Below are 20,592 nucleotides of genomic sequence, written 5' to 3' on the forward strand. Positions count from 1 at the left end.
CATGTCGCCGATCAGTTTGCCGGCCACGCCCGGTTCACCAGCAGCTGGAAGCTGAGCGACAGCACGATCCACAGCGCCACGAAGCCGACCAGCAGCGCCATCGCGCCCAGCGACGGATCGGCAAGCACGCCGACGATCTGTCGGCCCAGCGCCGTCATCACGATCAGTCCCGGAGCCAGGCCTAGAATGGTGCCGGCGAGATAATCCACGAAAGGGATGCCCACGGCGCCGGCGACCAGATTGACGAAGGTGAAGGGCGCCGCCGGCACGAGCCGCACCGTGGTGACCGCCAGCACGCCGCGATTGGCGAGGCCGCGGCGGATGCGGTTGATCCGCGGGCCGATGAAGCGGCGCACCAGCCGCGCCCCGAGCGTGCGTCCCACGGCATAGGTGGCGAGCGCGCTGGCCAGGGCGCCGGTGCCGGCAAGCACGGCGCCGGCCCAGCCGTCGAACACCGCCACCGTCGCGACGATGAGGAGGGTGACCGGAAACGCCACGAAGCCGCCGGCGACGAAGGCGGCGATCACCGCCGCCGGCGCCCAGGGCGCGTCGGCCAAGTGCTCGAAGGCCTGCATGATGCGATCCGGCTCGGCAAAGGGCGAATAGCTCCAGGCCAGGGCGAGACCGCCGATCACCGCCAGGGCGGCGACCAGGCAGAGCAGCCGGCGCCAGTGGCGAGGTGCCGGTACCGCGATGCCGGATTCCTCGTAGAGCGGCTCGATGGGATCGGCGAGCGCGTCGATCATCGGCAGCGGCAATTCGGCTGTATCGGGCTCATAGGGCACCGCGGCGAGGCGGCGATCCGGCGCGGGGGCCTCGAGCAGCGCCGTCAGCCCAGCCCCGGCAAGCGCCTTGCCGACGGCTTCCGGGGTGAGGCCGAGATGCTCGCCGAGGAGGAGGTTGCGCACCCGCGCGATCCCGGCACGTTCCGTGTCGTCCCTCGCCTCCACCACCAGGTCGCATTCGCTGTCGAACCCCATGGAGCGGTTGCACAGATTGGCCGAGCCGATACGCATCAGCCGGTCGTCGACGATGATGATCTTGGAATGCACCATCACCCGGCCGGCGGCATCCTCGGGGCCCACTTCCGGATAGACGAAGCGCAGGCGATCGGTCAGTCCGGCCTCGGCGACCATGCGCATCACCCGGTTGCGGCCAACGCCCATGGCCCGATGCTCGAACCAGGAGCGGTAGCCCATCGGCATCACCACGACCGCCTCCAGCTGCGGCCGCTCGCGCAGCCGCGCGATCAGCCGCTCGGTGGTGCGTCGGCAGGTGAAGAACTGGTTCTCGATGTAGACGTAGCGTTCGGCGGCATCGATCATGTCGAAGAACAGCGCCTCGACCTCGCGAACGCTCGGCTGCCTGCCATATGCCGGCAGCGTGCGGCTGATGCCGACGGCGATGTCCTCGAACTCCGGTGCCAGCCCGTCCGGCCACGGCGAGGGGCTCGATCGCCCATCGTCATCGCCGCGCGGCGGCGCCAGCCTTTCGCAGGCTGCGCGGCGCCAGCGCTCGCGCAGCATGTCACCAAGCGCCGCCGCCGCCGGTCCCTCGACCAGCATCTGCACGTCATGGAACGCGCCATAGACGGTACCGGCGGGATCGACCCTGAGATCATGCGCCGGCAGATGCTCCGGCGTGTCCCAGCGCCGGCCGGTAAGGTCGAGGCCACCGGAAAATGCCACCCGGTCGTCGATCACCACGATCTTCTGGTGGTGCGAGGCGCCGAAGGGCAGCGCATCGTCGAGGCAGATCTCGATCTGCGGCGGGGTGTTCCACAAAAACGAATAGAGCGGCATCAGCTCCCGCTCGAAGGCGAACACCATCGAATAGTCCCAGAGCAGCAGGCGAATGCGCAGTTCCGGCCGGCGCTTCACCAGCGCCGAGAGAAAGTCGGCGAGTTGCTCGGGCAAGCCATCCTCCGCGTGGCCGCTGGGGCCGACCAGCTTCATCCGGCTGTCGAGATCCCAGCCGGCGATGTACACGGAGTTCCTCGCCTGCATCAGCGCCGAGCGCAGCGCCTCGAAATAGGCCGCGCCATCCACCAGCACCGCCGCCCGCTCGGCCGTTTCGATGCGCCAGACGTTGCGCTCCTCGCGCAATACCGGCGCGGAGGACCGCTCGGCGGGGGTTTCGAGGGGCAAACGCTGAACGCGGTCGAGCATGGCGGGACGTTTCTCCGTAACCGGTGGCGTGGGTCAACGGTGGCGGCGGCGCCGGGTTCCGCGTTGTCCTGCCGGGGAGCCCTCGCCACGGCCGGCATGCGCTGCTACAGCGCTTCGGTCATGAATCCGATGCTGGACATTCGCTGCGAACGCCCCTGGCTGGTGCTGCGCCTGGCCGCCCCCCACCGGATGGTGAGCTGGTCGCTCAACCGGCCGGGGCTGGTGGAAGCGACGGCCATAGCCTGGCGACAGGTCGCGACTGACGAGCTGACGCCCGAGCTCGACCCGGCGGGCTGGTTCGCGAACGAACTCGCGACCGCCGGGCTGGAGGGCGCGGTCGGCCTGATAACCGCCCGCGACATCGCCACCCATGTCCACCGCGCCGCCGAGGTCGAGGGCGCCCGCGCCGATTGCGTGGTGACCGCGGGCCTCAATAATGGCGAGCGCATCGGCCACCGCCATGCGGCGGCGCCGGCGCTCGCGGGCACGGTGAACATCGTCTGCCGCTCGGCGGTGCCGCTGACCGAGGCGGCGCTGCTGGAGGCCGCCTCGCTGGTGGCGCAGGCACGCACCGTGGCGATCATGGAGGCGGGCTATCGCCGCCCCGGCGGCCGGCACGCGGTGACCGGCACCGGCACCGACTGCATCGTGATGGCCGCTCCCGTTGCGGCGCCGATGACCGGCGCGCCGCAGGCCTATGCCGGCATGCACACCGCGATCGGCGAGGCGATCGGCGCCTGCGTCCACGAGGCCACCCGCCTCGCGGTGGCGCAGTGGATCGCCGCGCGGGGCTGATCAGGCGGCGGGCGCCAGCAGCCCCTCCAGCGCGTCGGCGAGCTGGTCGGCATGATCGGCGGTGACGCAGAGCGGCGGGCGGATCTTCAGCACATTGCCGAACTGGCCGGCGGCGCCGATCAGGATGCCCTTCGCCTTCAGCCCGTTGATCAGCCCCTTGGCGATGTCCGCGCGCGGCCCGCTCTCGTCGCCGAAGGCGACGCCGAGATAGAGGCCGGCCCCGCGCACGGCGGTGATCGGCGCCCGGCCCATCAGATGCGTCAGCCGCGCCTTCAGGTGGCGGCCGACGCGGTCGGCATTGGCGATCAGCCCGTCCTCCTCGATCGCCTCCAGTACCGCCAGCGCCGCCGCCGTGGCGACCGGGCTCGCCGCGAAGGTGTTGAAATAGCCGAAATCGGCGCAGAAATCGGCGAGCAGCTGCGGCCGCGTCACCAGCCCGGCCACGGGATAGCCATTGCCCATCGGCTTGCCCATGGTGACGATGTCCGGCTCCACGCCATGGCGCGAGAAGCCCCACATGCCCTCCCCGGTGCGTCCGAAGCCGGGCTGCACCTCGTCGGCGATGACGAGGCCGCCCGCCCGGCGCGCCACCGCCGCCGCTTCCTTCAGAAAGCCCGGCGGATCGGCGAACACCCCGTCCGAGGAGAAGATGCTGTCGACCAGCAGGCCGGCGAAGCGGATGCCGTCCGCCTCCATCGCCGCGATGGCGCCGGCGACCGCCTCGGCAAAGCCGTGCCCGACATCGTTGCCGAAGATCGCCGGATCCGGCGGCGGCACCATTCGCACATGCGGCGGCGGCGCCCCGGTGCGGTAGGAGGACGGCGAGACCTCGGTCACGGCAGCGGTGTTGCCGTGATAGGCGGTCTGCGTCACCACGAAGCCGGTGCCGCCAGACGCCTTCTTGGCGATGCGCAAAGCGAGGTCGTTGCTCTCGCTGCCGGTGCAGGTGAGCACGAGGTTCGACAGCGCCGCCGGGAAAGTGGCGAGCAGCTTCTCGGCATAGTCGTGCGACACGTCGAACAGGTAGCGCGAGTGGATGTTGAACTGCGCGACCTGCCGCTGCACCGCCTCCACCACCTTCGGGTGGCAGTGCCCGACGGTCGGGACATTGTTGTAGAAATCGAGATAGGCGCGCCCGTCCGAGGCGTGGAGATACGGCCCTTCCGCCTTCACCACCTTCAAAGGCACGTCGTAGAACAGCACCGAGCCGGCGCCGAAGGCGCGCTTGCGCCGTTCCACCAGCGCGGCGATGTCGGACGGCAGCGCCGCGCCCTCGCCGGAAAAGGCGTTGAGCGACAGGATCTGGAGTTCTGCTGCCTTGGTTCCAGTGCTCATGCCGCCCTCCCATGGGTTTCGAGGAAGGCACGGCCGAGCGCGACGGTACCGCGCGTATAGGCCTCGCCCATCGCCTGCGCGGTCGGCGTCTCCGCATGGGAGGCGACCCAGGCGGTGAGCAGCATGCGCCGGAGCATGATGAAGGTCGGCAGGATCGCGCACTCCGCGTCCGACAGGGGCGCGACGGTGCGGTAGCCCTCGATCCAGGCCGCCTGCAGCGCGGGGATATAGGGCTCGTGCTCGGTGAAGCTGATGGCGGCGGCGAAGTCGTAGAGATACCAGGAGAAGCCGCAATCGTCGAAATCGATCACCGACAGCCGGTCGCCGTCGACCAGCAGGTTGGCGACGCGCATATCGGCATGGACAAGGCCGAAGCGGTCCTCCCCCGTGCCATAGGCGTCGAGCTTCTCCTTCAGCAGCCGCGCCACCTGTTCGAGCAGCGACCTGCCCTCGGCGTCGAGGCCGAGCCCCTCGCGCCAGTCGCCCCACAGCAGCACGTCGCCGAGCATGGCGTCATAGTCCCAGCGCTTGCGCACGAAGCCGGCCGGGCGCTCCCAGCTCTTGGCATGGGCGTGCAGCCGGGCATTGATGGCGCCGAGCTCGCGGAACCAGCGCGGCAGGTCCTCGCCTTCCGCCGGCTCCCGGCCGCTGACCAATTCGAAGGCGACGGCATGGCGGATCACCCCGCCTTCGTCGAGATCGGCGATCAGCGTGCCGTCGGCGAGCGGCACCGGCGTCAGCGTCGCCACCACACCCTCGCGGCCGAGCGCCTCCAGCCAGGCGAGCTCGGAGGCGATCTCCGCGCGCGTGTGGTAGCCCGGCCGGTGCACCCGCAGCACCAGCTCGCGGCCGGAAGCCGCATCGCGGGCACGAAACGTCGCGTTCTCGGAGATGGTGAGCAGCTTCACGTCGCTGTCCGGCGGCAGCCCCCAGCGGGGCAGCGCGGCGCGCAGGCTCGCCTCCAGCCGGCCCAGGAAGTCGTCGCTGTACATGGCATCGGTCATGATTAAAGCTTCATCAGTGACTTGAGGTCGGCGAGCGCCATCACGTTGCAGTAGATCATGTTGATGATCTCCAGCTCGCGCGCGTGCAGGTCATCGGTGGCGGCGGCGCAGCAATCCTCCAGCACCACGACGTCGAAGCTCTCGTCGGCGAGGCTGCGCACGGTGGAGGAGACGCACTGATCGGTGAAGATGCCGACGCAGACCACGGTGCGGATGCCGAGATTGGCGAGGATCAGCCGCAGATTGGTGCCGGTGAGCGCGCTGTCGGTGGTCTTGATGACGGTGATCTCGTCGCCGACCGGCGCCAGCGCCTCGACGATCTGCGAGGCGTGCTCGTCCTTGGGCAGCAGCAGATTGTTGAAGCCGGGCTTCTTCTGGCTGAGCGAGCGGTCGCGCCCGTCCGCCGTCGCACAGGCGATGCGGGCGAACAGGCATTCGATGCCCTTCGCCCGGAACAGCGCGAGCAGTTCGGCGATGTTGGGGATCACCGTTCCGTGCATGCGCTCGTGGAACGGCGTCCAGCCGTCGAAATGCAGCCGCTCCGCCGCGCTCAGGCTGTCGCGCGGCGGCCGCTCCAGATAGGTGTTCTGCACGTCGATGACGAGCAGCGCCGTGGTCGCGGGATCGAGCCCCGGATCGTCCGGCTCGGGCGCCAGCGCGTAATAGAAGGAGCGGTTGCGCGTCTTCCAGCTCATCGCGCGTCCTCCCGATGCGCATCGAGAAAGGCGAGCAGCCGGGCGTCATAGGCGGCCGGCTCCTCGTAGAACGGCATATGCGACGAGTTCTGGAACACCGCCATCTCGGACTGCTTCAGGTTCTGCTTCATGCGAAGCGCGCAGGCGGGGGTAATCTCGTCGTGCCGGCCGACGGTGATCAATACCGGGCATTGGATCCGGTGGAGATCGGCGGTCCGGTCCCAGTCCTTGAGGTTGCCGATATAGAGGAACTCGTTCGGCCCCTGCATCGCCATGTACGGCGCCATGTTCCAGTCGGAGAGCGAGGCCATGAGCGGCGCCGGCCACTCCTGCAGCCGGCACACATGGCGGTAGTTCAGGAGCGTGATCGCCGCCTGATATTCGGGATGGTCGTAGGAGCCCTCCGCCTCATGGGCGAGCAGCATCTCCACCGTCTCCGGCCCCAGCGCGGCGCGCAGGCGGTGCATCTCGCCCATCAGATGCGGCAGGTCGGCGGCGGTGTCCTGGAGGATCAGCGTCTTCAGCGCCTCGGGATGCGCCAGCGCATAGTCGATGGCGAGCCAGCCGCCCCAGCTATGGCCGATGAGATGCACCCGGCCGAGCCCGAGCGCCATGCGTACCGTCTCGACCTCCTCGACATAGCGTTCGATCCGCCACAGCGAGGCATCGTCCGGCCGGTCGGAGGCGCCGCAGCCGAGCTGGTCGAAGGCCACGACGCGATAGCCATGGCCGGCGAGGAAGGAATGCGCGTCGCGCAGATAGTCGCAGGGCAGGCCCGGCCCGCCATTCAGCAGCAGCACGACCTCGTCGCCGGCGCCGTAGCTGTAAGCGACGACCTTGTGGCCATCGACCACGATCTCGATCCGCTCGTCTGCGGGTAACTGCTGCCACATGGTAGGAACCCTATTTCCGCGCCACCGCCACCTCGACCCCTGCACGGGCGAGCGCGCGGGCGAGCGCGCCATCCGGCGCCGTGTCGGTGACGAGACGCTGTATGTCCGGCACCCGTGCCCAGATGGCGAGCGAGGGCACGTCGAATTTCGAATGGTCGGTGACGATGATGGTCTCCTCGGCCCGGTTCATCATCGCCTTGTAGACCCAGGCCGCCGGCGCCTCGGCATCGGCCAGCCCCTCCGGGGTGATGCCGGACACGCCGAGGATGGCGCGGTTGACGTTGTAGTTCTGCAGGAACTCGATGGTCTCGACCCCGACCATCATGCCTTCGCGGCCATTGTAGCGGCCGGGGCAGACGATGACCTCGATGGTCGGGTTCGCCGCCACCACCGTCGCCACCGAGAAGGAATGGGTGATCACCGTGAGATCGCGGCATTCGGCGGCCATGCGGCGGGCGACGTGGGTGGTGGTCGCCCCGGCGCCGATGGCGATGACCTCCTGCGGCTTGATGAACTTCACCGCCCGCGCGGCGATCGCCTCGCGCTCCGCCACCATCATCCGGTGGCGCTCGCTCACCGCCGGCTCGGAGCCCAAGGGCCGCACGGCGCCGCCATAGGTGCGGTTGATCAGCCCGCGCTCCTGCAATTCGAACAGGTCGCGGCGGATGGTTTCGGTGGAGACGTTGAGGTCGGCGGCGAGGTCGCCGACCCGCAGCGTCGCGGCAGTGCGCATCTCGGCGAGGATGCGCTCGTGCCGCGCCGCCTTGTCGAGGCGCGGGCGGCGCCGGTCGGCAAGCGTGTCGGAGGGCTCGCTCATGCCGGCTGCCGCCGGCGCAGGAGCAGCATGACGACCCCGCCGCCGAGCAGCAGGCTCGCCGCCCCCAGCGTCGCCATGGTGCCGAGCGCCGGCACCATCGGCGTATAGCCGGCCACCATCTTGGCGTAGAGCCATTTCGGGATCGTACTGTCCGCCCCCGCCGTGTAGAGCGACAGCGGGAAGTTGCTCCACGACAGCAGGAACGCGAACAGCATGCCCGACCAGATGCCCGGCCACAGCAGCGGCAGCGTCACTTCCTTGAAGACTTGAAGGCGGGAGCAGCCGAGGTCGTAGGCCGCCTCCTCCAGCGAGGGGTCGAAGCCGTAGACCTGGATGGCGATCACCAGCGTCACCACCGGCACGATCCACACCAGATGGGCGAACACCGCCGTCAGCCACGAGGTCTGGATGCCCACCGCGTTGAAGCCGAGCAGCAGGGCGAGCCCCAGCACCGGCTGCGGGAAGAAGATCGGCAGGATGATCAGCTTCTGGTAGAGCCGCCGCCCCTTCCAGTCATAGCGGGCGAAGGCGAGCGCGCCGAAGGTGGCGATCACCACCGAGATCGCCGTCACCAACAGGGCGATGGCGATCGAGTTGCGCACTAGCATGCCGATCTCGATGGAATCGAGGGTCTTCTGCCACCATTCGGTGGCGTAGATTTTGATCGGGAAGCCGAAATAGCGGCTCTTGTTGAAGCTCGCCAACGCGCCGCAGAGGATCGGCAGATAGACGGCGACGAGAACGAACACCGTCCACACCCAGATGAGGGCGTTGGAGCGTCGGCGGGCAACAGCCGGTGTGGTGGCCATGGTTCAGCGCCTCCCCAGCATGCGGTCGAGATCGAGCTTCGACAGCGCGAACAAAGTCAGCGCGGCGATGAAAACGCTCACCACCACCGCCAGCGCCGAGCCCAGCGGCCAGTTCTGCGAATAGGTGAAGGCGATCTCGATGTCGTGCGAGATGACGATGATCGACTGCCCGCCGAGGATCTTCGCCTCCGCCGTGGCGCCGATGGCGAGCACGAAGGTGAGCAGCATGCCGATGAGGATGCCCGGCATGGCGAGCGGCAATTCGATCTCGCGCCAGATGAACAGCCGCCCGGCGCCGAGGTCGCGCGCCGCGTCGACGAGATCGCGCGGCACCAAGGCGAGGCCAAGCGTCATCGGGAACAGCATGAACGGCAGATAGGTGTAGACCATGCCGAACAAGGTGACGCCCGGCGTATAGAGCACCTCCGGCCCGCCGGGCAGGCCCAGCCATTTTAGCGTGCCGTCGAGCACGCCGTTCTTGATGAAGAACAGCACCCAGCCATAGAGCCGCACATTTTCCGAGACGAAGAGCGGGAACACGAACAGCACGCTGATGAGGCCGGCCCAGCGCCCGAAAACCGCGTTCAGCCCATAGGCGATCGGGTAGGCGATCACCGCGAGGATGGCGACGGTGAACAGCGCGAAGCCGACCGACCAGGCGAAGGACAGCCACACCGTGTTGGTGGGATCGAAGATGCTGGCGAAATTCTCCAGCGTGAAGGAGCGGAACACGTCGAAGCTGCGGGGCGTCGCGAAGGAATAGGCGAGGATCGCCACCATCGGCGCCAGGAAGCCGATGCCGAGCAGCACCGCGACCGGCAGCGCGCAGCGCGCGCCCACCGAGAGCATCCGGGCGTGGCGAATCTCGCGCGCTGTCTCCGGCGCGCGGGCGAGTGCGATGTCGGCCATCGTCCCCTCCTCAGCTGCCCAGCGTGAAGGCGTCGGCGGCGTCCCAGCCGATCGTCACCTCGCGCGAGGCGCCCGGCGGCAAGGCGCGCGCGCGGGACAGCTCGACCAGCATCACCTTCTCGCCGGCCTCCTTTGAGCCCACCCGCACCTGGTACTGGATGCGCGAGCCAAGCGAATATTCGTTGTAGACGGTACCCTTCAGCTGGTTGTCGGCGCGCTCGCCGGGGCCAAGGAAGCGCATATATTCCGGCCGGATCACCACGAAGGCCTCGTCGAGCGCCGCGCCGCTTTGCGGCGGGGCGAGCGTGAAGGTGCCGGGCACGTCGACGCCCTGCCATTGCTGGCCCACGCGCTTCATTCTGAGGGTGTTCACCTCGCCGACGAATTCCGACACGAAGCGGTCGACCGGGGCGCCGTAGATCTCCTCCGGCGTGCCGACCTGCACCAGCTTTCCGGCGCGCATCACCCCGATGCGGTCGCTCATCACCATCGCCTCCTCCAGCGAATGGGTGATGTAGATGAAGGTCTTGCCGGTCTCGCGGTGCAGGTCCTTCAGCTCCTTCTCCAGCGCCTTCTTCAGCTTGTAGTCGAGGGCGGAGAGCGGCTCGTCGAAGAACAGCACCTCGGGGTCATAGGCGAAGGCGCGGGCGAGCGCGACACGCTGGCGCTCGCCGCCCGAGCACTTCATCACGTTCTTGTCGTGATAATTGTCCGGCAAACGAACGATGCGCATCAGCTCCAGCGCCCGCTTCTTCCGGGTCGCGGCGTCGACGCCCTTCACCTTCAGGGCGAAGGCGATGTTCTCGCCGACGCTCTTGTGCGGGAACAGCGCCAGCGACTGGAACACCAGGCAGGTCGGCCGCTTGTTCGGCGGCACGTCGTTGATCAGCTCGCCGCGCAGGGTGATGTTGCCTTCGCTCGGCGTGTCCATGCCGGCCAGCATGCGCAAAAGCGTGGTCTTGCCCGAGCCTGAAGGGCCGACAATGGTCAGGAACTCGCCCTCGCGCACGTCGAGGTCGATGCCCTCCACCGCCGCGAAGCCGCCGAACATTTTCCGCACGCCGACCAGTTGCAGGATCGGCACGGGCGGGACGGCGGTGGCGGTGGAAACGGTGGGCAGGGTCTGGAGCATGGGTCTTCCGGGAACAGAGGGTCCGGCGGCGCGCACGCCGCCGGAAATTCAGCAGGAGCCTTCGTGACCGGCGAAACGATCAGCCGCGCAGGCGCTTGGCAGCGTTCATGAGGTCGAGCGCCTTGTCGTAGTCGGGCACGATGTCGTACTCGACCGAGCGGGCCATCTCCTCTTCCAGGCTGTCCCACTGGATGGCGTCGAGCTCTTCCTTGGTGAACAGGTCGAAACAGGCCTTGTTGCCCATCTGCGCCACCGGGTTGAAGGTACCTTCGGCGAAGGCGACGGTGTGCGCCACGTCCGGCGCCTGCACATATTTCAGGAACTCCAGCGCCAGCGGCGACAGGTTCGGGTTGTTCACCGTCGAGGTCACCTCGATCCAGGAGATGCCGCCCTTGCCGCCGGCCAGCGGCCCCTTCAGCGGGGTGATGGCGCGCAGATTGGGATGGCCGTCGGCGCGGGCCGGCGAGACGGAATAGGTGCCGCCGGTGAGGTGCAGGTCGATCTCGCCGGAGATCAGCGCCTGGTTCATCGAGGCGATGTCGCCGATCAGCTTGGCGCCCTTGAACACCCGCTTGGCGGTCTCCTCGAACTTGGTCATCTCCTCCGGCGTGTGCACCTTGAACGGGTCGATGCCGGCGACGACGAAGATGTTGAACACGTTCCAGTCGTCGGATTCGAGGATGCCGTATTTGCCGGCCAGCGCCGGATCGTTGAACAGGTCCCAGCCGGTCTCCTCGGCGGTCTTGCGGCTGATCTTGTCGGTGTTGACGACGAAGCTATAGGGCCCGAAGCGCTGCACCATGCCGAGCAGGTCGTTGCCGTCCTCGCTCATCGCCCACTTGTAGGGCCATTTGAACTCGGGGAGCATCTGGGCGAAGAAGGGCTCGAACTCCGCCTTCGGCAGCGGCTTGATCAGCTTCTCGGGCAGCATCACCTTGCGCGCCCAGGGATTGTTGACGTTGATCAGGTCCCAGGTGTTGATCTCGCCGGCGCGCAGACGGTTGATCATGGTCGGGTCGTTGGTCAGGCTCTCGGCCTTCACCGTGGCGCCGGTCTTCTCGCGGAACGGGTCGAGCACCTGGGCGGAGTTGTAGCCCTCCCAGCACAGGATGTTCAGCTCCTTCTCGCGCGCGGCGAAGGCGCTGCCGGTGCCGAGCAGCGGCCCTGCCGCCAGCGCTCCGGCGCCGGCCGCCATGCCCTGCAGCATCGACCGTCTGGAAATGCCTGCCATCTCGAAGTCCCCTCTTTATGGTGGCGCGAACCTCGTCCGGCCGCGCATGTTGTGCCGCATCGGAGCCATGGCGAATGTGGCTCTGATGTTGGAGTTTGTGCGATCCTAAACATCTCGATTTGGGCTTTACAACATCAATTTTGCATCGCACCCTGATCAAAAGACAGGCAGCCCAGAGTTTCGGCACCCAGGGCCGGGGCTTGGGCGTCCCGGCTTCAATCGATTGAAAACGCTAAATTTCTTCCAAGGGAAATCACGTCACATGTTTACGCCGCTCGCAGGCAAGACGGTCATCGTCACCGGTGCCAGCAAGGGAATCGGGCGCGGCATCGCGCTGCGCTTCGGTCAGGCCGGCCTCAATGTGCTGGTGGTCAGCCGCCACCTTGCCGAGGCCGAGAAGGTCGCCGCCGAGATCGGCGCGAACGCTTCCGGCTTCGCCGCCGACATCACCCGGGTCGCCGATTGCGACGCCATGGCCACCGCGGCGGTCGAGCGCTACGGATCCATCGACGTGCTCTGCGCCAATGCCGGCATCTTCCCGGCGGCCAGGCTCGGTGCCATGACCGAGGCGGATTTCGACCATGTGATCGGCACCAATCTCAAGGGCACCTTCCTGTCGGTCTCGGCGGTGCTGCCGCAGATGAAGGCACAGAAGCAGGGCCGCATCGTGCTCACCTCCTCGATCACCGGCCCGATCACCGGCTTTCCCGGCTGGTCGCATTACGGCGCCTCGAAGGCCGGCCAGCTCGGCTTCATGCGCACGGCGGCGATCGAGCTGGCACCGTGGAACATCACGGTAAACGCGGTGATGCCCGGCAACATCCATACCGAGGGCATGGACGGCATGGGCGAGGCCTATATCGCCTCCACCGCCGCCTGCGTGCCGATGAAGAAGCTCGGCAGCGTGTTCGACATCGCCAATGCGGCGCTGTTCTTCGCCTCCGAGGAGGCCGGCTACATCACCGGCCAGGGGCTGTCGATCGATGGCGGGCAGGTATTGCCGGAATCGCCGATGGCGCTCGACGAGATGGGCACCGCCTGAGCCGGGGCCCGCCGCCGGCAAAGTGCCGGCTGAAAAAGGCTTCCCGCGAACGGAAAGGGCACCGCCGCGGCGGTGCCCTTTTTGTTGATGCCGGCACATCTGGGCCGCCACACCTATTCGGAGCGGGCGCTCTTCGGCTTCAGCCAGGCGAACATGGAGCCGACGCCCTTCGGCTTGATCTCATTGGGCAGACGGGCCACCACCACCATGTGGTCGATCTTGCCCTTCTTCCAATGGGCGAGGAAGGCGTCGTAGTTCTTGAACGAGATGCAGCCATTGGAATCGCCGCGAGGACCCAGCAGGTAGCTGTGGGTCAGGATGCCGTTGCGGCCGAACATCGGCTCCTTGCCCACCGGCGTCATCCGCAGCGCCTCGACGCCGTGGAACAGCGATTCGCGCATGGTCAGCTTGTAGGTATTGGGCGGCGTCGGGCCGAACATCTTCACCGAGATATGGCGTGGATCGTCGAACCGGTCGCCATAGCCGGAATGCGCCTCGAACTTGGTGCCGTCAGGCATGTACACGACCTGGCCGACGATGTCGTAGACGGCGAAGCGGTCGCCCGATTTCGGCAGACGCACCTCGGCGGAGGACATCGGAATGCCGGTGGCTTCTTCCGGCGACACCTGCGGCGGCTCGGTCGGCCCGAGGTCGAGCTCGCCCTCGCCGGTCGACAGCGAAGCCAGCCGCACCTTGCGGGCCAGCGGATTCTTTTCCGGCGTCGGCGCGTCGGCGGCGAGGTCGCCCGAGGACAGCGCGTCCGGGGTCTCGGCTGCCGAAGCCGCGGCGGTCTGGCTCCGGCCGGCGCCGCGCGGGTCGGAAGGCGGCAGCGGCACCGCATGGGCCATGGCGACCACCGCGCCCTTCGGCGCCGCGCTGCCGGCAAGGTCGGAACTCGGCCGCATCGGCGCGCCCGCCACCGTCTCGCTGGGAGCGGCGCGCAGCGGCATCTGCATGTCGGGGCCGAAGATCCAGTTCGGCGCCAGCGCCACCATGCCGGCGGACTGGAAGTTGCGGATTTCCCGGACGCTCGCCTCCATCTTCATCGGCGGCGGCGCCATCTCGAACGGGGTATCCTCCGGCATTGGCGGCGGAAGATCGGCGGGCGCCGCCTTGTCCCGGCCGAACCCCGGCAGGCCGGCAACGGCACTCGCCTCGGTCACGCGCCATTCGGGAGCGGTCGCGGAAGAAGGTGCCCAGGCGGCACCGAAGGAGACAGCGGCGGTCGCGGCCGCGCCACCGGCGCCGATGATCAGCGCAGCGACGAAATGCCAGCGAGGCCGAACCGGCCTCGTCACCATCGGCGCGCGCGTGCCAAATCCACGGGTGCGAGCTTTTCTGCCCATAACTCCCCAAAACCCACATTCACACCGCCGATGCGTTGCGAATGGCATCGCCGCATCGGTCGATCACGCTCCCGCCTTCTAACGAGGCGGGCTTACTACGCGTGAATCCATAGCGAAACTTGGTAAGCAATTTATTGATATCCGACGGCAATGCAAACGCGAAACGCGGGATCGGCAATTCCCGCCCCGTCATGCCGCAATAAAATACCGCCGCCCGCCCGGTGGCGGCAGCGTGACGGTGCCGCGATCCGCTCTCGTGCGCGCCCGCCGGTTCATGCGATAAGCCATGCCGCCGGGCGACCGGCCGGAGCCGGCCACTAACGGGGAAGACGTGCATGACCGACGGTATCATTCCTGCCCTCGCGGACCGCCTCGACGAACTGACGGCCTGGCGGCGCGATCTGCACAGCTTCCCCGAAACCGCCTTCGAGGAACACCGCACAAGCGACTTTCTCGCCGAGAAGCTGCAGGGATTTGGCCTGCCGGTGCATCGCGGCCTCGCCGGCACCGGCCTCGTCGCCACGCTTGAGGGACGCCTGGGAGCGGGGCCCGCCATCGGCCTGCGCGCCGATATCGACGCCCTCGACATCACCGAGGCGACCAATCTGCCCTGGCGGTCCACCAATCCCGGCAAGATGCACGCCTGCGGCCATGACGGCCACATGACCATGCTGCTCGCCGCCGCCGAGCACCTCGCTGCCCACCCGGATTTCGCCGGCACGGTGCATTTCGTCTTCCAGCCGGCGGAAGAGAACGAGGGCGGCGGCAAGGTGATGGTCGAGCAGGGCCTGTTCGAGCTGTTCCCGATGCAGGCGGTCTATGGCCTGCACAACTGGCCGAACGCCGCGTTCGGCAGCTTCCTCGGGCGGCCGGGGCCGATGTTCGCCGCCTTCGACATTTTCGAGGTCAAGATCGGCGGGCGCGGCGCCCATGCCGCCATGCCGCATCGCGGCATCGATCCGGTGCTGGCGGCCGCCCAGCTGGTCGCGGCTCTCCAGTCCATCGTCTCGCGCAGCGTCGATCCTTCCGAGGCGGCGGTGGTCACCGTCACCCAGATCCATGGCGGCGATACCTGGAACGTCATCCCGGACGAGGTGGTGCTGCGCGGCACCGCCCGCACCTTCACCCACGCGGTGCGCGATCTGGTCGAGAGCCGCTTCAAGGCGATCTGCGCCGGCATCGGCGCGGCGAGCGGAACCGAGATCGTCGTCGATTACCAGCGCCGCTATCCGGCGATGGTCAATCACCGCGCCGAGCTCGACGAGGCCTTCGCCGCCGCCCGCGCCACCAGCGGCGACGCGAACGTCGTCACCGATTTTCCGCCGATCATGGCGGCGGAAGACTTCGCCTACATGCTGGAGAAGGTGCCGGGCGCGTATCTCTGCCTCGCCAGCGGTCCGGGGCCGAACCTGCACAACGCCCAATACGACTTCAACGACAAGCTCATCCCGGTCGGCGCGTCCTACTGGGTCAATCTGGTGCACCGCCTGCTGCGGCCGTCGGACTGACCGGCGGCGGCCTCACCACGCCACGGCGGCGGCACGGGCGTAATGCACCACGCCGTCCATCACCAGCTTCAGCGACAGCAGGAACAGCGCCCCGATCACCAGCCGGAAGAACAGTTTTTCCGGGATCACCCGCGTCAGCTTCACCCCGGCGAAGGTACCGGCCACCGCCACCGGCGTGAGCGCCAGGGTGACCGCGAGATTGGACACGCTCAGCTGGCCCAGCGTCCAGTAGGGCACCAGCTTCATGGCGTTGATCGCGGCGAAAAGCAGCGTCGAGGTGCCGGCGAACACCATTTTCGGCAGGCGCTGCGGCAGCATGTAGGTCTGGTAGGGCGGGGCGCCGGCATGGGTGACGAAGCTGGTGAAGCCGGTCAGCGTGCCCCAGAACAGCCCGCGCGGCACGTCTGCCGGGCGCGGCGTGGTCGGCACGCGGCCGAACCAGCGGTTGAGGCAGAAGCCGAGCCCGATCAGCCCCACCATCAGCATCACCGCTTCCTCGCTGATCACCGAGGCGGTGGCCCAGCCGATGCCCACCCCCAGCGCGCTGGCCGGCATGAGGATGGCGAGGTTGCGGCCGGAATATTCCCGCCGGTAGTTCCACACGCCGAACATGTCGCTGATCACGTAGACCGGCAGCAGCAGGCCGGCGGCGGTGAGCGGCGACATCACCAGTGACATGATCGGCACGGCGAGCAGGCCGATCATCGGCAACCCGCCCTTGGACAGGCCGACCGCCGCCGCCGCCAGGCCGGCGGCCAGCGCGAACCCGATCTGCGACGGGTCGAGCATGATGGAGACTACCTCGGGAAAAACGACAACGGGCGACGGCGCGTCGGCCGTCACCCGCGCTGATGCGACGGAGCTGGACGTTGGGCGCGGCTCAGGCCGCCTGGGCGCCCTTCAGCCGCGCGCTCACATTGGCGCGCAGGCTGTTCAGGTCCCTCACGAACTGGCGGATGCCCTCGGCGAGCTTGTCGGTCGCCATCGGGTCCTCGTTCATCGCGAAACGGAACGCCTTCTCGTCGAGATGCAGCCGCGCCGGCGCGCCGGCGGTCTCGGCCGGATCGAGCCGGCGGGTCAGCGGGCCCTCGTCGGCCGCGAGCTGGTCGAGCAGCGCCGGGCCGATGGTCAGGCGGTCGCAACCGGCCAGCGCCTCGATCTCGCCGGTGTTGCGGAAGGAGGCGCCCATCACCACCGTCTTGATGCCGTGCGCCTTGTAATAGGCATAGATGGCCCGCACCGAGACGACGCCGGGATCGGTCTCGGCGGTGAACGGACCCTCGCCGGCCTTGACGTGCCAGTCGAGGATGCGCCCGACGAAGGGCGAGATCAGGAACACGCCGGCGTCGGCGCAGGCCACCGCCTGCGGCAGCGCGAACAGCAGCGTCAGGTTGCAGTCGATGCCTTCCTTCTGCAGAACCTCCGCCGCGCGGATGCCCTCCCAGGTGGAGGCGATCTTGATCAGGATGCGCTCGCGGCCGATGCCGCGCTCTTCATAGGCCTTGATGAAGGCCCGCGCCTTGGCGAGGGTCGCCTCGGTATCGAAGGAAAGGTCCGCGTCCACCTCGGTCGACACCCGGCCGGGCACGATGCCGGCGAGCTCGGCGCCGAAATTGAGCGCGAGCCGGTCGCAGGTGGCCTTCACCACCGCGTCGTGGTCGCCGCCCTGCTTGGCGCCCCAGGCGATCGCCTCGTCGACGAGCCGGGCATAGGCCGGGGTCTCGGCGGCCTTCAGCAGCAAGGTGGGGTTGGTGGTGCAATCCTGCGGCTTGAGGCGCCGCACCGCCTCGATGTCGCCGGTATCGGCGACGACGACGGTCATGGCGCGCAGCTGTTCGAGCTTGGAGGGCATATCGGTCTCTCTATCCTGCGGCGGCGCCCGCCGCGCCGCATCGGCTCATTTCACATATGGGGCTGCGATCACAAGGCTACGACCCTTGGACCACAAATTGACCCGCCGCTTCAAGATGCTCCACCCGCTCTTTCCGCCATCCGGCCCCCCCTGCATCGCGGTCTTGTGAGCGGCGCGGCACGGGCGTAAATGCTTGGGATCAACGCGGCGACCGGCCGCCGCTTCCCGAGGTCGCTCATGGACGACATCCACTATCGCGAATACAAAATCCTGCTGCGTCCCGAGCGGTTCTTCGATCCGCGCCAGTTCGAGGTGTTCTGGCACAAGGCCACGCAGGTGGCCGCGGAGCACAAGGTCGGCGTCATCACCAACAAGGACGGCTTCAAACGCCAGGTGCGCGAGGTGCTGTTCTACGACACGCCCGATTACGATCTGTACCGGAACGCCTTCATCCTGCGCAAGCGCACCTTCTACACTGATGGCTGGCCCGAGAACGAGCACGAGCTCACCTTCAAGTTCCGCCATCCCGATTTCAAGGAAGCGGCGCAGATCGACGTCACCCCGCATCTTCAGGGCGCCGCCGACATCAAGTTCAAGGAGGAGCTGCTGCCGCTGAAGGAAAAGCTCGGCGGCATGCGCAGCCTCTTTTCGCACAATTGCGTGCTGCGCTCGGCGGGCCTTGTGCTCGATGCCGGGCTGGAGCGCATCGCCTCGGTGTTTCCGGTGCTGTCGGAACTGTGCCCCGCCCAGGCCGGCACGCCGGTGTCGCTGGTCAACAACCTGCCGGTGGAAGAAGTGCAGGTGAATGTCGGCGCGTTCGATTTCGGCCATGGCCTCGTCGCCAAGGCGACGATCGCGGTGTGGCGCGACCGGCCGACCGAGAGCTCCATCGTCGGCGAGTTCGCCTTCCAGGCCAAGTTCGATCGCTATGACGAACTGCACACCAAGGCCAAGGCACGGTCGGAGGCGTTCTTCCTCGATATGCAGCAGCAGATGCCCGAGTGGGTGTATCTCGGCGCCACCAAGACGGCGCTGGTCTATAATTTCGGCAAGCTCGCCGTGGCCGGTCGCGAATGAGCCATCCTGCCCCGGCCGACGCCGCCGCCCCCGCTCCGCCCGCCGGGCCGGTGGAGTTCGGCGAGATTTTCGTCACCTTTCTCGTCATCGGGGCGACAAGCTTCGGCGGCGGCGTCGTCGCCTATCTGCGCAACGCGCTGGTGCTGCAGAAGGGCTGGCTGGACGAGGAGCGCTTCCTCTCGGCGCTGGAGATCGCGCAGGCTTTGCCCGGCCTCAACGCCACCAACATGGCGATCATCGTCGGCGACCGGCTGCGCGGCATCCCCGGCGCCATCCTCGCCTTCATCGGCATCACCCTGCCCGGCGCCGCGCTGATCATGGCGCTCGGCGTCGCCTATGCCTCGAACGCCCACAACCCCTATGTCAACGCCGCGCTGATCGGCGTCGGCGCGGCGGCGGTGGGCATGCTGGCGGCGGTGACCCTCCAGATCGGCCGCAAGCAGCTCGGTTCGCTGGTCGACATCGCCATCATCCTCGTCACCGTCGGGCTGGTGAGCTTCCTGCACGTCTCGCTGATCTGGGTGCTGCTCACGGTCGGGCCGGCGGCGGTGCTGATCTATCGCCCGCGCAAGGAAGCCGCCGCGGCGGAGGCCGACCCGACATGAACGAGAATCTCTCCGTCCTCGGCGTGTTCTCGCTGCTGTCGGTGCTGGCCGTCGGCGGCGGCGCGGCGGTGCTGCCCGAGACCAAGATGCTGGTGGTCGAGACGCATCACTGGCTCACCGACGACCAGTTCCGCGACATTTACGGCCTCGGCCAGGTGGTTCCGGGCCCGAACATGCTGATGGTGATGATGATCGGCTATCACGTCACCGGCTTCCTCGGCGCATTGATCGCCTATCTCGGCTTCTTCGTGCCGGCGGGGGTGATCTCGCTCGGCGCCTCCCGGCTGTGGGACCATTTCGAAGGCTCGCCCTGGCGCGCCTCGCTGCAGCGGGGCATGGCGCCGCTGGTGGTGGGGCTGATGGCGGCCGGGGCCATTGCCATCGCCCGGACCGCCATAGACGGCGCGATGACGGTGGCCATCGCCATCGCGGTGTTTCTCGGGGTGTTCTTCGTCAAGCGGATCAACCCGGCGATCCTGGTGCTGGGCGGCGGCGTGGTGGGCTTGATCGCGCTGCGCTGAGCTGGGCGCCGGCCTTCCCAGCGCCGGCGCGCTCAACCGCCGCGCTGCGGCAGGTAGGACGCCAGCGCATGCGCGAGGCCGGGCAGGGTCAGCGTCTGCAGCCAGACCTTGCCGGGGCCGGACAGCCGCACCAGGAACAGCCCGTCGCCGCCGAACAGCGCATTGGCGACGCCGCGCATGGTGGTGATCTCGAAGGCGACGCTCTCCTCGAACAGCCCGACATGGCCGGGATGCACCAGCAGTTCCTGGCCCGGCTGCAGTTCGTAGGCCACCAGTTCGCCGCCGAGCTCCACCCAGGCGCGGGCCTCGCCGGAGAGTTTCTGCAGCACGAAGCCCTCGCCGCCGAACACCGCGCCGCCGAGTTTCTGCTGGAAGGCGCTCGCCACCTCGATGCCGGAGGTGCCGCAGATGAAGCCGTGGCGATGCACCAGATAGCCGCGCCCCGGCGCCACCGCGATTTCGACGATGTTGCCGGGCAGCTTGGCCGCGAAGGCGATATTGCCGGGGCCTCGCTGGGCGCGGAATTCGGTCATGAACAGCCCGGCGCCGGAGACCGCCCGGCTGACCAGCCCGAACAGCCCGCCGCCGCCGCCGAAGCCCGTCGAGGTGGTCATGCCGATGTCGCCCGACATCCAGGAGAGCTGGTCGGGCGCGCCGACGACGCTCTCGCCGGGATCGAGGCCGATCTCCAGCACCGGCAGGGTGGTTCCGATGATCTTCGAACGCATGGCAGCAACTCCTGGCGCGCGGCGCTCCCGGCCGCCGTTGCGGCAGATTAGCCGAGCCATCGACGGCCGGCCAAGGCCGACGAAATTTTAGCCCCAGCATGGGTTTAGAGGTGCCGCGCCGTCGG

The 20,592-nt window shown here is 68.1% G+C and carries 21 protein-coding genes; 6 read left to right on the forward strand and 15 right to left on the reverse strand.

From position 1 onward, the window contains the following. Nucleotides 1-11 precede the first annotated feature (11 nt). The gene (locus J2X65_RS03785) at nt 12-2,168 is read right to left on the reverse strand and encodes a VTT domain-containing protein (RefSeq protein ID WP_310198211.1); all 2,157 of its coding nucleotides are present in this window, start codon (nt 2,166-2,168) and stop codon (nt 12-14) included. Between the two features lie 120 nt (nt 2,169-2,288). Here J2X65_RS03785 and J2X65_RS03790 point away from each other — a divergent pair, with 120 nt between their 5' ends. Continuing rightward, nucleotides 2,289-2,963 (forward strand): adenosylcobinamide amidohydrolase, encoded by a 675-nt coding sequence (locus J2X65_RS03790; protein ID WP_310198212.1) that lies wholly within the window; start codon nt 2,289-2,291, stop codon nt 2,961-2,963. Here J2X65_RS03790 and J2X65_RS03795 read toward each other — a convergent pair whose 3' ends face one another. The 9 genes from J2X65_RS03795 to J2X65_RS03835 form a co-directional block, all read right to left on the reverse strand. Continuing rightward, the gene (locus J2X65_RS03795) at nt 2,964-4,298 is read right to left on the reverse strand and encodes an aminotransferase class III-fold pyridoxal phosphate-dependent enzyme (RefSeq protein WP_310198214.1); all 1,335 of its coding nucleotides are present in this window, start codon (nt 4,296-4,298) and stop codon (nt 2,964-2,966) included. After that, nucleotides 4,295-5,302 (reverse strand): phosphotransferase, encoded by a 1,008-nt coding sequence (locus tag J2X65_RS03800; RefSeq protein WP_310198217.1) that lies wholly within the window; start codon nt 5,300-5,302, stop codon nt 4,295-4,297. The genes J2X65_RS03795 and J2X65_RS03800 overlap by 4 nt, the downstream gene beginning before the upstream one ends. Before the next feature lie 2 nt (nt 5,303-5,304). Next, complete coding sequence (locus tag J2X65_RS03805) at nt 5,305-5,997, reverse strand: cysteine hydrolase family protein (protein WP_310198219.1); 693 nt, start codon at nt 5,995-5,997, stop codon at nt 5,305-5,307. After that, entirely contained in the window at nt 5,994-6,890 is an 897-nt protein-coding gene (locus tag J2X65_RS03810) for a proline iminopeptidase-family hydrolase (RefSeq protein ID WP_310198222.1), read from the reverse strand. Before J2X65_RS03810 ends, J2X65_RS03805 begins: the two co-directional genes overlap by 4 nt. A 10-nt stretch (nt 6,891-6,900) precedes the next feature. Then, a complete protein-coding gene (locus J2X65_RS03815; RefSeq protein WP_310198225.1) occupies nt 6,901-7,707 on the reverse strand; it encodes a DeoR/GlpR family DNA-binding transcription regulator in 807 nt (268 codons plus the stop codon). Beyond that, nucleotides 7,704-8,516: an ABC transporter permease gene (locus J2X65_RS03820; RefSeq protein WP_310198228.1), complete on the reverse strand. Its 813-nt coding sequence runs from the start codon at nt 8,514-8,516 to the stop codon at nt 7,704-7,706. Before J2X65_RS03820 ends, J2X65_RS03815 begins: the two co-directional genes overlap by 4 nt. Before the next feature lie 3 nt (nt 8,517-8,519). Then, on the reverse strand, nt 8,520-9,425 hold the full coding sequence (locus J2X65_RS03825; RefSeq protein ID WP_310198231.1) for an ABC transporter permease: 906 nt from the start codon (nt 9,423-9,425) through the stop codon (nt 8,520-8,522). 10 nt (nt 9,426-9,435) lie between these two features. Beyond that, nucleotides 9,436-10,557 carry an ABC transporter ATP-binding protein gene (locus J2X65_RS03830; protein ID WP_310198234.1) on the reverse strand — a complete coding sequence of 374 codons (1,122 nt, stop codon included), beginning with the start codon at nt 10,555-10,557 and terminating at the stop codon, nt 9,436-9,438. A 79-nt stretch (nt 10,558-10,636) separates the two neighbouring features. After that, a complete protein-coding gene (locus J2X65_RS03835; protein WP_310198237.1) occupies nt 10,637-11,788 on the reverse strand; it encodes a PotD/PotF family extracellular solute-binding protein in 1,152 nt (383 codons plus the stop codon). 262 nt (nt 11,789-12,050) lie between these two features. Between J2X65_RS03835 and fabG the strand changes: the two genes are divergently transcribed. Beyond that, entirely contained in the window at nt 12,051-12,830 is a 780-nt protein-coding gene (gene fabG, locus J2X65_RS03840) for a 3-oxoacyl-ACP reductase FabG (protein WP_310198241.1), read from the forward strand. Between the two features lie 113 nt (nt 12,831-12,943). Here fabG and J2X65_RS03845 read toward each other — a convergent pair whose 3' ends face one another. Both J2X65_RS03845 and J2X65_RS03850 read right to left on the reverse strand, forming a co-directional pair. Further along, nucleotides 12,944-14,131 carry a tlde1 domain-containing protein gene (locus tag J2X65_RS03845; RefSeq protein WP_310198243.1) on the reverse strand — a complete coding sequence of 396 codons (1,188 nt, stop codon included), beginning with the start codon at nt 14,129-14,131 and terminating at the stop codon, nt 12,944-12,946. 64 nt (nt 14,132-14,195) lie between these two features. Further along, complete coding sequence (locus J2X65_RS03850) at nt 14,196-14,513, reverse strand: hypothetical protein (RefSeq protein ID WP_310198246.1); 318 nt, start codon at nt 14,511-14,513, stop codon at nt 14,196-14,198. On the opposite strand from J2X65_RS03850, the gene J2X65_RS03855 reads away from it, so the two are divergent. Continuing rightward, complete coding sequence (locus J2X65_RS03855; protein ID WP_310198249.1) at nt 14,512-15,684, forward strand: M20 aminoacylase family protein; 1,173 nt, start codon at nt 14,512-14,514, stop codon at nt 15,682-15,684. The genes J2X65_RS03850 and J2X65_RS03855 overlap by 2 nt on opposite strands. 12 nt (nt 15,685-15,696) lie before the next feature. Here J2X65_RS03855 and J2X65_RS03860 read toward each other — a convergent pair whose 3' ends face one another. Continuing rightward, nucleotides 15,697-16,473: a sulfite exporter TauE/SafE family protein gene (locus J2X65_RS03860; protein WP_310198252.1), complete on the reverse strand. Its 777-nt coding sequence runs from the start codon at nt 16,471-16,473 to the stop codon at nt 15,697-15,699. 91 nt (nt 16,474-16,564) lie between these two features. Next, complete coding sequence (tal, locus tag J2X65_RS03865) at nt 16,565-17,536, reverse strand: transaldolase (RefSeq protein WP_310198256.1); 972 nt, start codon at nt 17,534-17,536, stop codon at nt 16,565-16,567. A gap of 237 nt (nt 17,537-17,773) precedes the next feature. On the opposite strand from tal, the gene J2X65_RS03870 reads away from it, so the two are divergent. The 3 genes from J2X65_RS03870 to J2X65_RS03880 are packed head-to-tail and all read left to right on the forward strand — an operon-like array spanning nt 17,774 to nt 19,739. Continuing rightward, the gene (locus J2X65_RS03870; RefSeq protein ID WP_310198259.1) at nt 17,774-18,613 is read left to right on the forward strand and encodes a hypothetical protein; all 840 of its coding nucleotides are present in this window, start codon (nt 17,774-17,776) and stop codon (nt 18,611-18,613) included. After that, the gene (locus J2X65_RS03875) at nt 18,610-19,218 is read left to right on the forward strand and encodes a chromate transporter (protein WP_310198262.1); all 609 of its coding nucleotides are present in this window, start codon (nt 18,610-18,612) and stop codon (nt 19,216-19,218) included. Before J2X65_RS03870 ends, J2X65_RS03875 begins: the two co-directional genes overlap by 4 nt. Continuing rightward, the gene (locus tag J2X65_RS03880) at nt 19,215-19,739 is read left to right on the forward strand and encodes a chromate transporter (protein ID WP_310198265.1); all 525 of its coding nucleotides are present in this window, start codon (nt 19,215-19,217) and stop codon (nt 19,737-19,739) included. The genes J2X65_RS03875 and J2X65_RS03880 overlap by 4 nt, the downstream gene beginning before the upstream one ends. 32 nt (nt 19,740-19,771) lie before the next feature. Here the strand turns inward: J2X65_RS03880 and J2X65_RS03885 are convergent, their stop codons facing one another. Next, on the reverse strand, nt 19,772-20,467 hold the full coding sequence (locus tag J2X65_RS03885; RefSeq protein ID WP_310198267.1) for a TIGR00266 family protein: 696 nt from the start codon (nt 20,465-20,467) through the stop codon (nt 19,772-19,774). Between the last annotated feature and the right edge of the window lie 125 nt (nt 20,468-20,592).

Source organism: Ancylobacter sp. 3268 (genome assembly GCF_031456575.1).
GTDB lineage: Bacteria > Pseudomonadota > Alphaproteobacteria > Rhizobiales > Xanthobacteraceae > Ancylobacter.

What these genes read in the sequence shown, in the direction of transcription:
- J2X65_RS03785 (WP_310198211.1), bottom strand. Translation starts at nt 2,168, where the DNA reads ATGCTCGACCGCGTTCAGCGTTTGCCCCTCGAAACCCCCGCCGAGCGG.
- J2X65_RS03790 (WP_310198212.1), top strand. Translation starts at nt 2,289, where the DNA reads ATGAATCCGATGCTGGACATTCGCTGCGAACGCCCCTGGCTGGTGCTG.
- J2X65_RS03795 (WP_310198214.1), bottom strand. Translation starts at nt 4,298, where the DNA reads ATGAGCACTGGAACCAAGGCAGCAGAACTCCAGATCCTGTCGCTCAAC.
- J2X65_RS03800 (WP_310198217.1), bottom strand. Translation starts at nt 5,302, where the DNA reads ATGACCGATGCCATGTACAGCGACGACTTCCTGGGCCGGCTGGAGGCG.
- J2X65_RS03805 (WP_310198219.1), bottom strand. Translation starts at nt 5,997, where the DNA reads ATGAGCTGGAAGACGCGCAACCGCTCCTTCTATTACGCGCTGGCGCCC.
- J2X65_RS03810 (WP_310198222.1), bottom strand. Translation starts at nt 6,890, where the DNA reads ATGTGGCAGCAGTTACCCGCAGACGAGCGGATCGAGATCGTGGTCGAT.
- J2X65_RS03815 (WP_310198225.1), bottom strand. Translation starts at nt 7,707, where the DNA reads ATGAGCGAGCCCTCCGACACGCTTGCCGACCGGCGCCGCCCGCGCCTC.
- J2X65_RS03820 (WP_310198228.1), bottom strand. Translation starts at nt 8,516, where the DNA reads ATGGCCACCACACCGGCTGTTGCCCGCCGACGCTCCAACGCCCTCATC.
- J2X65_RS03825 (WP_310198231.1), bottom strand. Translation starts at nt 9,425, where the DNA reads ATGGCCGACATCGCACTCGCCCGCGCGCCGGAGACAGCGCGCGAGATT.
- J2X65_RS03830 (WP_310198234.1), bottom strand. Translation starts at nt 10,557, where the DNA reads ATGCTCCAGACCCTGCCCACCGTTTCCACCGCCACCGCCGTCCCGCCC.
- J2X65_RS03835 (WP_310198237.1), bottom strand. Translation starts at nt 11,788, where the DNA reads ATGGCAGGCATTTCCAGACGGTCGATGCTGCAGGGCATGGCGGCCGGC.
- fabG (WP_310198241.1), top strand. Translation starts at nt 12,051, where the DNA reads ATGTTTACGCCGCTCGCAGGCAAGACGGTCATCGTCACCGGTGCCAGC.
- J2X65_RS03845 (WP_310198243.1), bottom strand. Translation starts at nt 14,131, where the DNA reads ATGGTGACGAGGCCGGTTCGGCCTCGCTGGCATTTCGTCGCTGCGCTG.
- J2X65_RS03855 (WP_310198249.1), top strand. Translation starts at nt 14,512, where the DNA reads ATGACCGACGGTATCATTCCTGCCCTCGCGGACCGCCTCGACGAACTG.
- J2X65_RS03850 (WP_310198246.1), bottom strand. Translation starts at nt 14,513, where the DNA reads ATGCACGTCTTCCCCGTTAGTGGCCGGCTCCGGCCGGTCGCCCGGCGG.
- J2X65_RS03860 (WP_310198252.1), bottom strand. Translation starts at nt 16,473, where the DNA reads ATGCTCGACCCGTCGCAGATCGGGTTCGCGCTGGCCGCCGGCCTGGCG.
- tal (WP_310198256.1), bottom strand. Translation starts at nt 17,536, where the DNA reads ATGCCCTCCAAGCTCGAACAGCTGCGCGCCATGACCGTCGTCGTCGCC.
- J2X65_RS03870 (WP_310198259.1), top strand. Translation starts at nt 17,774, where the DNA reads ATGGACGACATCCACTATCGCGAATACAAAATCCTGCTGCGTCCCGAG.
- J2X65_RS03875 (WP_310198262.1), top strand. Translation starts at nt 18,610, where the DNA reads ATGAGCCATCCTGCCCCGGCCGACGCCGCCGCCCCCGCTCCGCCCGCC.
- J2X65_RS03880 (WP_310198265.1), top strand. Translation starts at nt 19,215, where the DNA reads ATGAACGAGAATCTCTCCGTCCTCGGCGTGTTCTCGCTGCTGTCGGTG.
- J2X65_RS03885 (WP_310198267.1), bottom strand. Translation starts at nt 20,467, where the DNA reads ATGCGTTCGAAGATCATCGGAACCACCCTGCCGGTGCTGGAGATCGGC.